This window comes from Pedobacter suwonensis, assembly GCF_007833675.1.
Lineage (GTDB): Bacteria > Bacteroidota > Bacteroidia > Sphingobacteriales > Sphingobacteriaceae > Pedobacter > Pedobacter suwonensis.
In genome coordinates this window covers 4,794,874-4,810,504 of the sequence record NZ_CP031708.1, presented here as the reverse complement: position 1 = coordinate 4,810,504, position 15,631 = coordinate 4,794,874, and the positions used below count along the sequence as shown (strand labels likewise).

At 45.4% G+C, this 15,631-nt stretch carries 9 protein-coding genes; all 9 read right to left on the bottom strand.

All coding sequences use genetic code 11. The features are described from left to right. Positions 1 to 572 precede the first annotated feature (572 nt). Positions 573 to 1,433 (bottom strand): PorP/SprF family type IX secretion system membrane protein, encoded by an 861-nt coding sequence (locus DV942_RS19825; protein WP_090988298.1) that lies wholly within the window; start codon positions 1,431 to 1,433, stop codon positions 573 to 575. A 13-nt stretch (positions 1,434 to 1,446) separates the two neighbouring features. Continuing rightward, positions 1,447 to 8,880: an MBG domain-containing protein gene (locus tag DV942_RS19820; RefSeq protein WP_145860427.1), complete on the bottom strand. Its 7,434-nt coding sequence runs from the start codon at positions 8,878 to 8,880 to the stop codon at positions 1,447 to 1,449. Positions 8,881 to 8,918: 38 nt separating this feature from the next. After that, on the bottom strand, positions 8,919 to 10,673 hold the full coding sequence (locus tag DV942_RS19815; protein ID WP_145860425.1) for an Ig-like domain-containing protein: 1,755 nt from the start codon (positions 10,671 to 10,673) through the stop codon (positions 8,919 to 8,921). A 112-nt stretch (positions 10,674 to 10,785) separates the two neighbouring features. Next, positions 10,786 to 11,406, bottom strand: a complete 621-nt coding sequence (locus tag DV942_RS19810) for a phage tail protein (protein ID WP_145860423.1) — start codon at positions 11,404 to 11,406, stop codon at positions 10,786 to 10,788. 33 nt (positions 11,407 to 11,439) lie between these two features. Next, a complete protein-coding gene (locus DV942_RS19805; RefSeq protein WP_145860421.1) occupies positions 11,440 to 12,057 on the bottom strand; it encodes a phage tail protein in 618 nt (205 codons plus the stop codon). A gap of 24 nt (positions 12,058 to 12,081) precedes the next feature. Beyond that, positions 12,082 to 12,687 (bottom strand): phage tail protein, encoded by a 606-nt coding sequence (locus DV942_RS19800; RefSeq protein WP_145860419.1) that lies wholly within the window; start codon positions 12,685 to 12,687, stop codon positions 12,082 to 12,084. 6 nt (positions 12,688 to 12,693) lie between these two features. Then, positions 12,694 to 13,632, bottom strand: a complete 939-nt coding sequence (locus DV942_RS19795; RefSeq protein ID WP_145860417.1) for a formyltransferase family protein — start codon at positions 13,630 to 13,632, stop codon at positions 12,694 to 12,696. Between the two features lies 1 nt (position 13,633). After that, a complete protein-coding gene (locus tag DV942_RS19790) occupies positions 13,634 to 14,758 on the bottom strand; it encodes an ABC transporter substrate-binding protein (protein WP_145860415.1) in 1,125 nt (374 codons plus the stop codon). 9 nt (positions 14,759 to 14,767) lie between these two features. Continuing rightward, complete coding sequence (locus tag DV942_RS19785; protein WP_145860413.1) at positions 14,768 to 15,484, bottom strand: Fe2+-dependent dioxygenase; 717 nt, start codon at positions 15,482 to 15,484, stop codon at positions 14,768 to 14,770. Between the last annotated feature and the right edge of the window lie 147 nt (positions 15,485 to 15,631).

Here is a 15,631-nt window from a genome sequence, read left to right as displayed (position 1 = left end):
AAATCTTATTTTTCTTATATCTATCTACGTAATAAGTATTCTAAAGGTTTTAGAGTGACATTTACCAAAAACAACCAACCGCAGGCAGCACATTGTCGGTTTATTGTAAGGATTTCCAAGCCATCAGAAACTGACAATATGTATCGTTTTACTTAAGCAATTTACAAGTTTTGACAGAAAAACAAAAAGAACATGACATCATTTAATTATTATTGTCAATAATGATCAACAATAATCGAACCTCCATAAAATAATCTTTATACGAAATTAACTATAGTTACGTCCTTTTTGTTTTTTAACTCATGAGTTTGTTACTGTATAATGATTTTTAACGAAGAAATTTACGCAATATGACCATGAGGTAGATAGTAGCAGTCCGGAACACAGCGAAGGAAATTTAAGTAAGAACGATCCCGTGATAAAAATTTTCCGGAAAAGAGCGTCCATCTTTACGGTCGGAACAGCCCGCTTCCTTGTACGACATTAAGACCAGATGAGTAAATTAAAATGGCCACAGCTATCGCTATGGCCATTTCAATCTTTGGATACTTATTTGTTTGGAAAATTATCCATTACCAGTTAATACCCAGATTGATTTCAAAGTTTCCTGCCGTATAACCACTTAAATTACCGGTTTGTGTAGTATATGCGGTATTAATCATATACTTTTTTTTGTAATGTAAGCCCACACCGAAACTTGCGGCCTTACTGGTATGATACATGGCTGTAAACAATAACTGTTGATTAGCAACTCCGAGTTGAGCGCCAATATCCACGATATCATCAATGCCCGTAAAGGAACGGTAAGCCACCTTAGGTTGAAGCAAGCTTTCTCCCAAATCAATTTTATAACCTGCCGAAGCATATACAGCTGGTGTATTGATTAGTTTTAACTTATCCCTATTGAAATAATTTTTAAGGTTCACCATCGCAAAATCTACATTAAATCGCTGTGAAGTTAACCCAACCCCAAAATCTCCATCAAAGTAGGTTCTGTGATCGGTATTGTAAGTGCCAACCTGTGGATCATTTGGATTACCGATCAAATCCTGCATATCAACCCGCTGGTTCATAAAGCCTGCGGATAAACCAAAATGTAATTTTGCAGATCCATTGAGCGGAAGATGATAGGCATAACTTGCCAGAATCCTCGTTTGTCTTTGCAAGCCAGCTTTATCCAGATTCATGTTTAGTCCCACCCCTACTCTTTCCCATCCATAAGTGGCGCTCAGGTTTTGTACCATAGGGGCTCCGGGAATATTATTCCATTGTGAACGGAAAGTAAGGTCTGCGGTTGCTCCTCCTGCTAATCCGGCCATCGCCGGGTTAGCAAGATATGTGTTGTTAAAATACTGGTTTAATAATGGATTAGTCTGCGCATTTACCTTCGAAATACCAATAAGAGCAGCCAGTATCAATATTGTTTTTTTCATCCTTTTCATTTTCTTAGCGATTTCTGATAATCGTGATAAATCCTTTTTGAACCAATTTATTTGGGCCATAAGTAATGATGTAATAATAAGTTCCCTCTGCAAGGTCATTTCCTCCTATCGTTCCATTCCAGCTATTATCATAAGATTTCTTGCTGTACATTTCCCTTCCATTTCGGTCGAAAATACGGACTTCATTGTTTGGATACATATCGATATTCTGTACAAACCACGTGTCATTTATCCCGTCACCATTTGGTGTTAGGATATTATTTGCAACCAACTTATAATCTTCATTTACCTTAATAGTGATGGATGCTGAACTGATACAACCACTGGCATTGGTAACCCGAACCGTATACGTTGTGGTTTGCAAAGGACGAACGTTTAGAGAAGCCGTATTTTGCCCACTAACGATACCGCTTGCTGCAGACCAGCTATAAGCTGTTCCTCCACTGGCCGTTAATACCGATGTTTCGCCTTTACTGATTTCAGTCCCTTTACTGCTTACTATACTTACCGATGGGATGGCATTAATTATTAATGTACCATTTACGTACACAAAACTATAATTGTTAGATACACCACCAGATGCTGAAAGTACATAGCTTCCTGCTACATTTCTATTTGCTGTAGTGCTTACCGTTGGTTTTGTACTTAACGAATTCTCATTATCGCCAGCTTTAAAGCCGCTATAAGTTACACCAAAGGTTGGGAACCCGTCAGACTGACACATCACCGCATTATTAGCCGTAACAGTTAGTACTGATTTACTGATCGTCAGGTTATTGCTTACGTAAGAGATAACATAGTTCCCATTTAAGACTAACGTTCCCTGGTTGATCGCATAAGTACCCACGTTCTCGCCTGGTGTTCTGGTCAGGCTTCCGCTGAAACTATCACCGGTAACTAGTGCCGGAGCAAAGGTATAAGTCAGCGCAGGATCGGCATCACCATAGGTTTTGCTCTTCGCTGCAGCCGTTACCGTGATGGTTTTCGCACCGATCGTTAGATCAGCACCAACGTAGGTTAAGCTGTAATTGCTGCTTAGTGCAAGTGTACCCTGGTTGATCGCATAAGTACCCACGTTCTCTCCTGGTGTTCTGGTTAAGCTTCCGCTGAAACTGTCGCCGGTTACCAGTGCCGGAGCAAAGGTATAGGTCAGCGCAGGATCGGCATCACCATAGGTTTTGCTCTTCGCTGCAGCCGTTACCGTAATGGTTTTCGCTCCGATCGTCAGATCAGCACCAACATAGGTTAAGCTATAATTGCTGCTTAGTGCAAGTGTACCCTGGTTGATTGCATAAGTACCCACGTTTTCACCCAGTGTTCTGGTCAGACTTCCGCTGAAACTGTCGCCGGTTACCAGTGCCGGAGCAAAGGTATAGGTCAATGCAGGATCGGCATCACCATAGGTTTTGCTCTTCGCCGCAGCCGTTACCGTAATGGTTTTCGCTCCGATCGTCAGATCAGCACCAACGTAAGTTAAGCTGTAATTGCTGCTTAGTGAAAGTGTACCCCGGTTGATCGCATAAGTACCTACGTTCTCGCCCGGTGTTCTGGTCAGGCTTCCGCTGAAACTATCACCGGTTACCAGTGCCGGAGCAAAGGTATAGGTCAGCGCAGGATCGGCATCACCGTAAGTTTTGCTCTTCGCTGCAGCCGTTACCGTAATGGTTTTCGCACCGATCGTCAGATCAGCACCAACATAGGTTAAACTGTAATTGCTGCTTAAAGAAAGTGTTCCCTGGTTGATTGCATAAGTACCCACGTTCTCGCCTGGTGTTCTGGTTAAGCTTCCGCTGAAACTGTCACCAGTTACCAGTGCCGGAGCAAAGGTATAGGTTAGCGCAGGATCGGCATCACCGTAGGTTTTGCTCTTCGCTGCAGCCGTTACCGTGATGGTTTTCGCTCCGATCGTCAGATCAGCACCAACGTAAGTTAAGCTGTAATTGCTGCTTAGTGCAAGTGTACCCTGGTTGATTGCATAAGTACCCACGTTCTCGCCTGGTGTTCTGGTCAGGCTTCCGCTGAAACTGTCACCGGTTACCAGCGCCGGAGCAAAGGTATAAGTCAGCGCAGGATCGGCATCACCATAGGTTTTGCTCTTCGCTGCAGCCGTTACCGTAATGGTTTTCGCTCCGATCGTCAGATCAGCACCAACATAAGTTAAGCTGTAATTGCTGCTTAATGCAAGTGTACCCTGGTTGATTGCATAAGTACCCACATTTTCGCCCGGTGTTCTGGTTAAGCTTCCGCTGAAACTATCACCGGTTACCAGTGCCGGAGCAAAGGTATAGGTCAGCGCAGGATCGCTATCACCGTAGGTTTTGCTCTTCGCTGCAGCCGTTACCGTAATGGTTTTCGCTCCGATCGTCAGATCAGCACCAACATAGGTTAAGCTGTAATTGCTGCTTAGTGCAAGTGTACCCTGGTTGATTGCATAAGTACCCACGTTCTCGCCCGGTGTTCTGGTTAAGCTTCCGCTGAAACTGTCGCCGGTTACCAATGCCGGAGCAAAGGTATAGGTCAGCGCAGGATCAGCATCACCATAGGTTTTGCTCTTCGCTGCAGCCGTTACCGTAATGGTTTTTGCACCGATCGTCAGATCAGCACCAACATAGGTTAAGCTGTAATTGCTGCTTAGTGCAAGTGTACCCTGGTTGATCGCATAAGTACCCACATTTTCGCCCGGTGTTCTGGTCAGGCTTCCGCTGAAACTGTCGCCGGTTACCAGTGCCGGAGCAAAGGTATAGGTCAATGCAGGATCGGCATCACCATAGGTTTTGCCCTTCGCTGCAGCCGTTACCGTGATGGTTTTCGCACCGATCGTCAGATCAGCACCAACGTAGGTCAAGCTGTAATTGCTGTTTAGTGCAAGTGTACCCTGGTTGATTGCATAAGTACCCACGTTTTCGCCTGGTGTTCTGGTCAGGCTTCCGCTGAAACTGTCGCCGGTCACCAGTGCCGGAGCAAAGGTATAGGTCAGCGCAGGATCGGCATCACCATAGGTTTTGCCCTTTGCTGCAGCCGTTACCGTGATGGTTTTCGCTCCGATCGTCAGATCAGCACCAACATAGGTCAGGCTATAATTGCTACTTAAAGAAAGTGTTCCCTGGTTGATCGCATAAATACCCACGTTCTCGCCCGGTGTTCTGGTTAAGCTTCCGCTGAAACTGTCGCCGGTTACCAGTGCCGGAGCAAAGGTATAGGTCAGCGCAGGATCGGCATCACCGTAGGTTTTGCTTTTCGCTGCAGCCGTTACCGTGATGGTTTTCGCACCGATCGTCAGATCAGCACCAACGTAAGTTAAGCTGTAATTGCTGCTTAGTGCAAGTGTACCCTGGTTGATTGCATAAGTACCCACGTTCTCACCTGGTGTTCTGGTTAAGCTTCCGCTGAAACTGTCGCCGGTTATCAGTGCCGGGGCAAAGGTATAGGTCAGCGCAGGATCGGCATCACCATAGGTTTTGCTCTTCGCCGCAGCCGTTACCGTAATGGTTTTCGCACCGATCGTCAGATCAGCACCAGCATAAGTTAAGCTGTAATTGCTGCTTAGTGCAAGTGTACCCTGGTTGATCGCATAAGTACCTACGTTCTCGCCCGGTGTTCTGGTTAAGCTTCCGCTGAAACTGTCACCGGTTACCAGTGCCGGAGCAAAGGTATAAGTCAGCGCAGGATCGGCATCACCATAGGTTTTGCTCTTCGCCGCAGCCGTTACAGTTATTGGCTTGGCTGTAATTGTAAAGTCAGCTCCAACAAAAGTTATTAAATACTTAGAACCTGCAGAAAGTGTGCCTTGACTTATCGTATAAGTACCTACATCTTCTCCGGCAGTCCGGGTTAAATTCCCTGTAAAACTATCTCCTGATAATAAACTTGGCGTTACAGTATAAGTTAAAGTCGGCTCGTTTTGCCCATATACTTTTGTTTGAGATGCAGTTGCTGTTACTACAACTGGAATTTGATTTAATTTTAACACATAATTATATGTGGCAGTACAGTTATTATTATCAGTCACGGTAACCGTAAAGTTACTGTCAGAAATTTGAGTTGAAGTACCTGTTATCTGTCCAGCTGTTGATAGCGAAAAACCAGAAGGCAAACTGCCCGCTGTAACTGCATACGTTTTAGATCCCGTTCCTCCAGAAGTTACTATAGTTTGACTATATCCCGTATTATAATCATAGCCAGGCAAAACTATTGTTGTGAAACTAATGGCTGTTGGCTGAGTAATGGTAAAGGTTTTGATGATCTGACAATTGTTGGCATCAGTGATGGTACAGGTATAAGTTCCTGCAGACAATCCCGTTGCCGTAGCAGCAGTTCCCCCTGAAGGAGACCACGAATAAGTATATCCACCTGCGCCTCCGGCAGCAGTTACCGAAGCAGAACCATTGCTTGCGCCGTTGCAGGCCACGTTGGTCTGCGAAGTGGTGGCCGTAATGGCCGTTGGCTGGGTAATGGTAAAGGTTTTGATGATCTGGCAGTTGTTGGCATCAGTGATGGTACAGGTATAAGTTCCGGCAGACAATCCCGTTGCCGTAGCAGAAGTTCCCCCTGAAGGTGACCATGAATAAGTATATCCACCTGCACCTCCGGAAGCTGTTACCGAGGCCGAACCATTGCTTGCGCCGTTGCAGGCCACGTTAGTCTTTGATGTGGTGGCCGTAATGGCTGTTGGCTGGGTAATGGTAAAGGTTTTGATGATCTGGCAATTGTTGGCATCAGTGATGGTACAGGTATAAGTTCCGGCAGACAATCCCGTTGCCGTAGCAGAAGTTCCCCCTGAAGGAGACCATGAATAAGTATATCCGCCCGCACCTCCGGCAGCAATTACCGAAGCCGAACCATTGCTTGCGCCGTTGCAGGCCACGTTGGTCTGCGAAGTGGTGGCCGTAATGGCCATTGGCTGGGTAATGGTAAAGGTTTTGATGATCTGACAATTGTTGGCATCAGTGATGGTACAGGTATAAGTTCCTGCAGACAATCCCGTTACCGTAGCAGAAGTCCCCCCTGAAGGTGACCACGAATAAGTATATCCGCCCGCACCTCCGGCAGCAGTTACCGAAGCCGAACCATTGGTTGCGCCGTTGCAGGCCACGTTGGTCTTTGATGTGGTGGCCGTAATGGCAGTTGGCTGGGTAATGGTAAAGGTTTTGATGATCTGGCAATTGTTGGCATCAGTGATGGTACAGGTATAAGTTCCGGCAGACAATCCAGTTGCCGTAGCAGCCGTTCCCCCTGAAGGTGACCATGAATAAGTATATCCACCTGCACCTCCGGAAGCTGTTACCGAGGCCGAACCATTGCTTGCGCCGTTGCAGGCCACGTTAGTCTTTGATGTGGTGGCCGTAATGGCTGTTGGCTGGGTAATGGTAAAGGTTTTGATGATCTGGCAATTGTTGGCATCAGTGATGGTACAGGTATAAGTTCCGGCAGACAATCCCGTTGCCGTAGCAGAAGTTCCCCCTGAAGGAGACCATGAATAAGTATATCCGCCCGCACCTCCGGCAGCAATTACCGAAGCCGAACCATTGCTTGCGCCGTTGCAGGCCACGTTGGTCTGCGAAGTGGTGGCCGTAATGGCCATTGGCTGGGTAATGGTAAAGGTTTTAATGATCTGGCAATTGTTGGCATCAGTGATGGTACAGGTATAAGTTCCGGCAGACAATCCCGTTGCCGTAGCAGCCGTTCCCCCTGAAGGTGACCACGAATAAGTATATCCGCCCGCACCTCCGGCAGCAGTTACCGAAGCCGAACCATTGCTTGCGCCATTGCAGGCCAAGTTGGTCTGCGAAGTGGTTGCCGTAATGGCCGTTGGCTGGGTAATGGTAAAGGTTTTGATGATTTGGCAGTTGTTGGCATCAGTAATGGTACAGGTATAAGTTCCAACAGATAATCCCGTTGCCGTAGCGGCCGTTCCTCCTGAAGGAGCCCATGAATAAGTATATCCACCTGCGCCTCCGGAAGCTGTTACCGAAGCAGAACCATTGCTTGCGCCGTTGCAGGCCACGTTGGTCTTTGATGTGGTGGCCGTAATGGCTGTTGGCTGGGTAATGGTAAAGGTTTTAATGATCTGGCAATTGTTGGCATCAGTGATGGTACAGGTATAAGTTCCGGCAGACAATCCCGTTGCCGTAGCAGCCGTTCCCCCTGAAGGTGACCACGAATAAGTATATCCGCCCGCACCTCCGGCAGCAGTTACCGAAGCCGAACCATTGCTTGCGCCATTGCAGGCCAAGTTGGTCTGCGAAGTGGTTGCCGTAATGGCCGTTGGCTGGGTAATGGTAAAGGTTTTGATGATTTGGCAGTTGTTGGCATCAGTAATGGTACAGGTATAAGTTCCAACAGATAATCCCGTTGCCGTAGCGGCCGTTCCTCCTGAAGGAGCCCATGAATAAGTATATCCACCTGCGCCTCCGGAAGCTGTTACCGAAGCAGAACCATTGCTTGCGCCGTTGCAGGCTACGTTGGTCTTTGATGTAGTTGCCGTAATGGCTGTTGGCTGGGTAATGGTAACATTTTGAGTTTTTGTTAAACCATTAGCATCCGTGATGGTACAGATATAAGTTCCGGCAGACAATCCCGTTGCCGTAGCAGCCGTACCTCCGGAAGGTGACCAAGAATAAGTATAGCCTGGAGTACCTCCCGAAACGGAAATAGTAGCTGATCCATTAGAACCACCATTACAAGCCACATTAGTTTGAGAGATAACAGACGATGTTAAGGCGGGCTGATTGCTAACTGTTACATTTTTGGTCGCCGTATTGCTATTTGAGATACCATCGTTTACCCTAAAACTTATCGTTCGGGTTGCTGTATTTGGCGTAGATGCGGAATTGGCGTAAGTAATTGCCCTTAAAGCTGACTGCCATTGCGCAACCGTTGCGGTAGCCCCACTGGAGCTTAAGGTTAAGGTGCCGTTGTTGCTGTCAAAACTGCCAATAATATTACCGTAAAGAGTAGTGCTGATATTACTAAAAGCTAAAACATCCTGCCCGGTTTGGAAATTCCCGGTAATGGTTACAGTGGCACTGGTAAGCGTTGTATTATCAGCATCTGTAACCGTTAGCCCGGCATCTATGGCAACTGCCGAACCAGAAAATGCTGTTGAACCGCCGGTTGTAGTAAGGACAGGAACAACATTCGAAGGCAGTGCTGTAAGTGTATAAGTTGCAGAGGCTGTATTACCATTACCTGCTGCATCCTGTGCCACGTTAGCTGCAATATTGATCGTAACAGCGCCACTTGCAGTTGGCGTTGCGTTGAAAGTATAAGTGGTTCCACTTCCCGAAAATCCACTGATCGTGGCATTGCCTACACTTAAATCGCCAGCTACAAAGCCCGTTACGGATTCTGAGAAGGTAATGGTGAATGGAATTGGTGAAGTGCTGGTTGAGCCGCCTGATGCACCAGCCGTACTGCTGATCACCACTGTAGGTGCCACATTATCAACTGTGAAAGTATTGGTATTGCTGTTTGCACTTACCGCGTTACCAGCTGTGCAGTTGCATAAACCGTATGGGAACCTTGTGCCAATGCCGTAGGCTGCGTAAGTGACCAGTTTCCACCAGTTGCTGTTGTAGTGCCTGAAGATGTTCCATCTACGTAAACCGTGATGGTTGCACCTGCTGTTGCGGTCCCTGAATATCCTGGAGTGGTGGTACTCACTAAGCTACCATTGGCAGGACTAACCACTACCGGAGCGGCGGTTACGGCCTGTGTATATGTAATAGAAAACTGACTGGCGGCTGTATTGCCATTGCCCGCAGCATCCTGAGCCACGTTAGCTGACACATTGATCGTAACAGCGCCGTTTGCTGTTGGCGTTGCGTTAAAAGTATAGGTGGTTCCACTTCCCGAAAATCCACTGATCGTAGCATTCCCTACAGTTAAATCTCCCGCTATAAAACCCGTTATCGATTCTGAAAAGGTAACGGTGAAAGGAATTGGTGAAGTGCCTGTCGAGCCACCCGATGCACCAGCCGTACTGCTGATCACTACTGTAGGTGCAACTCCATCTACAAGTACATTGGCTGTTGAGGCGACATTGTTTAACGTTAGGGTAGCATTATTATTTGACCCATCCATAATTGTACCTCCGTTTAAGCCCAAAGGGCCAACGGCAACGCCATCTGCATCCAGATCGCCACTTGCAACCGTATAACTAAATGTCAATGCCGAGGTACCAGAACCACTTATATAATTGGCCAGTTTACTGGCCGAACCCAGAGTAAGTTCCAATTGTGGAGTGCCAGTTACTGTAACATTGCCCGAAAAATTTACGGTAAAGGACAGTGTTTCTCCGATTTTATAGGTGTTGTTAGGCGGAACAGAGACACTGGTTACCGTAGGTGCCTGCACTCCACTCGTTATAGTAAATTGTGTTAAACTATTACTGCCGAAGCCAAGCCCAAAGTTAAAAGGGGTACCCGCTGGATTGCTTGTCCATTTACCTGTATTAGTAATATCCGCTAACCAAGTGGCCTTTGTTCCACTTGATAAACCTGGTACGTAGCTCATATTTGGATAACGTGGATCACTGGAACTATTTGTCAAAAAACCGATAGCATAATCAGTGCTTGCAAGCTCCGAAGGCAACTCGCTGTAGAGAATACTGCTTGTTGCCGTATTTGGACTGCCTGTAACACTGCTCGGATTAACAAACCAGCCACCGGAACTGTTATTTGTTCCTGAAGCTCTAACGTTATTAAAAGCAAAAATGAAAGATGGGTTACTGTCCGTTCCCTGATAAATCAACAATTGATCGCCACTGGCGTTGTTCCAAGGTAGTGATGTAACTACAGAATTGGTCCAACCTGAAAGGATCGATACATCCGCACCCGGAATTGCTATACCATCTCCCTTTGTTGCAGATACCGTTTTATTTACGGAAGAAGCCATATTCAGTTTAAATATGATTACTGTACCCGCTGTTATGGTAGAAGATGTTGTCCATCGGATCGTTCCATCCAAGGTCGTATTAGCGGTAAAATTCCCTGGAGAGCCATTAATCCATCCCCTATCCGTAATATAGATCGTCTCGTTAGCAGCAATTGTATTTAAAGCAACTACAGCAAAACTACGTACAGTAGATGACACATCCACATCACCGTTCATACCGATAACCGCAAGATCACCCTTAGATAAAGAAGCCCTTACCTGCGATAAGCCCATCAAAAGCAGCGGGATGATTAATAAAAAACGATATATCTTTTTTAAAGTGTAAAATTTCCTCATATAACAACTTTTTGTAAATCTTCAATACGGTATCTTGCGATAAGTAAAAGAGTATAACCGGGATTGAAGAACACCGGTTATACCCATAAAATAATATACTGTGCTTTGATTTTTAATTTCTCGCCGGGAATATTCCGTTAATGCAAATCACATAATTAAGTGCCAATCCCGGCTGCCTGTTCTCATGTACCAAAGTGGGACCTGAGCCCCCGGTGGATTGAACAGTAAGACCCGTTAACTGAGGCCCGCTTACACTATTTACCTTGAGCGTACCCTGCCCCATAGCCACAGGTTGTTTTGGAGGAATCGGAGTGCTATATAAAATCTCTGAAACCGCCGCTGGCGCACCCAAAAGATTGCCAGAAGGGTTTGGTTCTCCGCTTTGATCTGCAGATGCCTTAATTGCTACGCTGGCGGAACCGGTTTGAGCATAATTTACCGCATGTGTATGCATTGGAATCTGAGTAGTGTCAATTGGAACACCCTCAACTCCTATACTAGTGCCAATATTATAAAGTGAAAGCCCTGCTCCCTGCCCTGCACCTACAATAGTACGTCCCTGCAAGTCTGGCAGCTTAAATGTGGTTCTTCCATCACCGCCATAGTATGTTCCAATTACTGCATAAAGTGCAGTATATGCTTGTATAGCAAATGTCTGCCCGGCACAAAAGGCCCATTCATACGGTGCAAAATTCCCGGCAAACATTCTTATTTCGCCTATAGTTCCTTCCATTTTTGATAAAATTTAGTATGAATTAATCAATTATTAATCTCTAGATGGGAATAAACCCTCCACACAAATAACATAGTTTACGCCAAGTACCGGCTGAATATTAGTATGTGGCATACTTCCGCCCGTTACGCCTATGGTTACAACAGGTCTAGGTGGTGCCAGATTACCAAGCTGTACGGCCTGGCCATTGAGACTCACCAGATTTGGTGAATTATCTGGATTGGCATAAATACTATCATTTCCGGTTGATTCCTGCGCCAGGTAGTTACCTTGAGGGGTTGTTAAAGCACCATCTACATCAACACCATTTAATGAAATATCAATGGCCGCTGCAGTTGTGGTATTTGTTTGCGTAGTTAAATGCGTGTGCGTAGGCATTTCAGTTTGAATGAGCGTATGCTGCTCTTCTCCGGTTACCTCTCCCAAGCTATAATAGCTAAGACCTGGCCCCTGGCCTGCTCCTACCACAATACGACTGGCGATATTTGGCAAACTAAAGGTATTAACCCCATCACCGCCATAATTGGTGCCAAGTATCGCATAAAGCGCGGTATACATTGAAATAGATAGTGATTGTCCTGTACAAAACATCCAAGTGCGGGGTGCAAAATTACCTGCAAAAGCACGGATTTCGCCAAGTGTTCCTTCCATAATTTTTTTCTTAAAGGTTTATAATTAATTTCTTGAGGGGAAAATGCCTTGTAAACAAATAATATAATTTAATGCGATACTCGGCATAATATTATTATGGGAATTGCTACCTCCCACATTGAGCAGGCTTACCGTTGGAGCAGGTATATTCAAATTGGTTACCTCAACAGATTTCGGACTTAAAGGTGTCAGCGCGCTGCCATCGTTACTATAACAGGCAACCTGACCGGAGCCATCCTCACTAACGAATGCACCTGAACCATTCACTTGAGTCCCAATATCCGGACTGGCAAAAAATGTCGCAGCTGGATGACCTGAGGTCGGGGTTACTACGGCTTGATGCGTGTGGGCCGGTATCTGGCTTACTGTAAGCGTTACCTTTTCTATTCCTACCTTCTGCCCCAGTGTGTAAGCCGACAAACCAACGCCGGTACCCGCACCGATCACGGTTTTGCTACGAAGATCAGGTAATCCGAATGTTGTCCGTCCATCACCACCGTATGTTGTACCTAACAAGGCGAATAATGCCTGGTTGGCGCTTAAACTTAACAGTTGTCCCTGACAAAAAGCCCAGGTTCTGGGCGAAAAGTTACCGGCAAAAATCCGGACTTCAGCTAGTGTTCCTTCCATTGTGTTTTAATTTAGGTTTATAAATTTTTCTCCTGATTGTATGCCCATGTGAAAAAGCTTAGATCCGGAGAAGTAGCCTTCACGCATATGTACAGTATTGATCTTTAAAAAACGATTTTCTATGCATGCTACAATCAATCCATAAAGGGCATCGGCGTAAACGATTGTACCAGGCTCGGGTTTAAACTCCTCCTTCAATTGGATTTCAGCCGGTGAAACTTCCAGTATACGTAATTCGGTATTTTTAATGCAAGCCGTTGCACCGTCATACTTAGGGTTAGCAGCATTAACCAGACATTCTATCGCATCCGCAGACTGTAGCTTCCAGTTGATAACCAAATCGTTATTGCCGGGTTTCTGATCAAACAATGATGCAACAGCAATACTTCGGTTCAAAGCAGATGGTATACCGGTTTCATTTAGCAACTGGGGGATTGCTTCAGTAGCCACAAAGCCCAAGCGCTGGCAAAGCAGCCCATAATTTTCACCTTTTATAATGGGCAGTTGCTTTGTGTACAACACAGGACCTGCATCGACATCCGCCGTTATTTGATGTATGGTTAGCGTCGCAACATCTTCATTGTTTTTAAGTTGCCAGAATATTGGGTCGGCACCCCGGTATTTTGGCAGTTCACCAAAGTGAAAGTTGATAAAACCACGGGGTACGGCCTGCAACAAATCATCAGGTATTAGCCAGGGAAAGCCAAATACCCAAACGGCGTCGGTACCTGTAGTTGCCAGCCCCCGCTGTAGCTGATTTTGCCATGTTGCTTTATTTAATTGCAGCACATTTTCATTGCCTATTCCAATAGCCAGTAAAGGCTCGAGTAATACCTTTTTATTCCGCTCAAGAATAGCCACAGCAGCCAAAAGCCCTTGTGTATACAATGCCTGAATGGCAGGAAATGCCAGCGAATCTGAATTGCAAACAACCGTTATTTTCATATCAGATACCAAGATAAGGGTTCATCCAGCACGCTGCCGACTGTTTATTTACCCGCAGCACATCTGCGTGTTCCGTATCAATCGTTTCCAATTCAGCCACCAGCTGTCGCGATATTTCGCCGGTAACACCATTAAAAGTATTTTTAACTAAATAAACCCTGCTTTGTACCGCATTTGAGCGGGGCTCAACTTCAACCCTGCCCCGTTCCGTTTCAATTGCCGCTTCAGCAATGGCTTTTTGTAATGATTTTCCGCCCCGGCCTTTAACAGCCTGCGCAATGAGCAAACCAGTTTCAAAACCGAACTGTGTAAAGGGGTTTGCCATCACCTTACTTACCTCATCAAGCTGCTCTTGTTTTAGCGCCCTGTTTAATGAAAGTGTAGTATAAACTTCAACAGGCTCATTAGCATTAAATGGCTCAAGCAAAAAAGGCAAACCAAGCAGTGGAGTGGTTTTATGCAAACCCTGCTCTACATATTGTTTCAGGAACATTTCGGCCTCTTTTCCACAAAATGTTGCCAGAATAAAATCAGGTTTATATTTATGTATATGCTCAAAAACAGCAGCAATATCGCCTGCTTCTTTAGGGTTTGGCGTAGGTGCAATGGCAAATGGCATGGATACACCACTTGATGCCGATTCCATGCCGGCACTTAACATGCTCTGAAATGAATAACCACAGTCGTACAAACCTGAAACATACATTCCTTTTTTGCCGAAATTCTTCACCCCCCACTGACCTACTGACCACAATTGCTGCCAGGTATGGATAGAATTAAGAAACATATAATCGTTAAACTTTTCAGGATCGGGCAAGTGCTCGCCTATATTATTGATGATGAAGGGCCGCTTAACATTTGCGATCTTCTCTGAAAGATCGACTCCTACTTTGTTGGAAACGATACCAGTAATCACATCTGCACCGTCAAAACCAACCAGTTTGGTAATCGCATTCTCAGCCAGTTCTCTTGATCCCTGCCCGATAAATTCAGGCACAATCTCCAGTTCAACCTCCTGGCTTAACGCCTTTAATCCATTTTTCAGCCCTGCGCTAAAGTGCTTAGCCATGGGCAGTATACTTGAGTTAGAAAGCAAAACGCCTACCGTTAATTTTTTAGTTTCCATTCATTTTAATTAGTTTGCCCACATCCTCAACAGGTTACTATAGTGTTGCTGCAATAAAAGATATTCTTCCTCGCTCACCGCTTTGTTACGGAGATTTTCAGTAATCTGGAAAATTTCAAATAACATTTTCCGGTGTGCGGTTTCTTTAACCAGTGATTGTATCCAGCTAACCGCAACGTTCCGCTCGCCACGGGTAACTTCTCTTACCCGGTGAACCTGAGTACAGGGATAAAAGATGGCATCACCCTTATTGAGCTTATACAAAACATTTCCGTTCGCAGTCTGAAGTTCCAGCTCTCCCCCATCATAAGCTTCCGGATCATTCAGAAAAATGGTTAGGGCCACATCTGTACGGATCATATTCCCCATAACCGGACTATCTACATGCCAGCCATAATGCATACCAGGCTTATAATTGCTAATGATAAAGGGATGGACGCTTTGAGGTAACACAGCGTTTCGGAATACGGGATTCCGGTTAAGTGCGGCTAAAATGATTTGCTGGATAGCAGTATGCTCCTGAGTTTGATGATTAAGCTGCAGATTGCTTTTTACAGCTTTTGCGGCGCTGTGTGCCGTCAACCTGCCATCGTCAAATGTACCGGATCTGAAAAGAGCATGTATCTTGTTAACTTCACTATCGGTAAGTAAATCATGGACATGCAGATATGTACTATTTAAAATACAAGTATTTTTTATATCCGCGTTTATAATTTGAGAGCTCATTAAGATATATCAGGTTAGATTAGTGTAAATCTATTAATTAATTTTCATATTACACATGGTATCAAATAAAATAATTTGACAAAAGTCAACAAATATTATTAATCACTTATCTATTTTAACAGACAAATGGTTTTAGGTTTTAGATCA